General features: G+C 66.7%; 2 protein-coding genes and 1 pseudogene. All 3 read right to left on the bottom strand.

What is annotated here, in order from left to right; translation table 11 throughout:
• The coding region (locus HPT28_RS13955) for an ATP/GTP-binding protein (protein ID WP_308119223.1) at positions 1 to 291 on the bottom strand (291 nt) is incomplete at its 3' end.
• The gene (locus HPT28_RS13950) at positions 272 to 682 is read right to left on the bottom strand and encodes a DUF742 domain-containing protein (RefSeq protein WP_219091386.1); all 411 of its coding nucleotides are present in this window, start codon (positions 680 to 682) and stop codon (positions 272 to 274) included. The genes HPT28_RS13950 and HPT28_RS13955, both read right to left, overlap by 20 nt.
• Before the next feature lie 66 nt (positions 683 to 748).
• A pseudogene (locus HPT28_RS26900) lies at positions 749 to 845 on the bottom strand (roadblock/LC7 domain-containing protein); the annotation flags it as partial.

The raw sequence follows: 845 nt of genomic DNA, 5'->3' as shown, positions 1-845 counted from the left end.
CATGAACCAGAACCGGTCCTGGCCCGGCGTACCGAACAGGTACAGGATCAGGTCGTCGTCCAGCGTGATGCGGCCGAAGTCCATCGCGACGGTCGTCGTCGTCTTGCCGCCGGTGTGGGTGAGGTCGTCGATCCCCGCGGACGCCGACGTCATCACCGCCTCCGTGCGCAGCGGGTTGATCTCCGACACGGCGCCCACGAAGGTCGTCTTGCCCACGCCGAATCCACCGGCCACCACGATCTTCGCGGAGGTCGTGGCGCGCGCCGCGCCGCTAGAGCTTGCGAAGTCCACTGAGCACCCTTTCGAGCAGTGTCACGTCCGGAGAGCCGCCGGGCTCATCGCTGCCGCCGGGCTGGTGGATGGCCACCATCCCGGCCTCGGCGAGGTCGGCGACAAGAATGCGGGCCACACCGAGCGGAATCCCGAGCAGCGCCGATATCTCTGCGACCGACTTCACCTCGCGGCACAGGTGGCAGATGCGCTGGTGCTCCGGGAGCAGTCCGTCCATCAGCCCGGGGTCAGCGGTGTTGCTGACCAGTGCCTCGATGGCGAGCTGGTAACGCGGCCGGGTACGACCCCCCGTCATGGCGTACGGGCGCACCAGTGGCTGTTCGCCCTCGTCGTCGTACGGCATGTGCTGGTCTATACCGTAGGGATCAGACGAGGCGGGCGGCGGGGTCATGGCTCCTCCGGGCGAGGCATGAGGCGTCTAAGCGGACTGTGGTGCTCATGTGGGGGGAGCTTTCCGTCAGTTGAGAATAGTGCTTTGAAGTTCGGCCCGAACTTCGGGAGTCAGTACGGTACCGGCCCGGTCGACCAGAAGGGCCATCTCGTACCCCACCAGA

Source organism: Streptomyces sp. JJ38 (genome assembly GCF_019303475.1).
Lineage (GTDB): Bacteria > Actinomycetota > Actinomycetes > Streptomycetales > Streptomycetaceae > Streptomyces.
This window is presented reverse-complemented; position numbering and strand designations above follow the sequence as displayed.

Bases quoted from the DNA above. Each gene is read 5' to 3' on its own strand.
- HPT28_RS13950 (WP_219091386.1), bottom strand. From the start codon at position 682: ATGACCCCGCCGCCCGCCTCGTCTGATCCCTACGGTATAGACCAGCAC.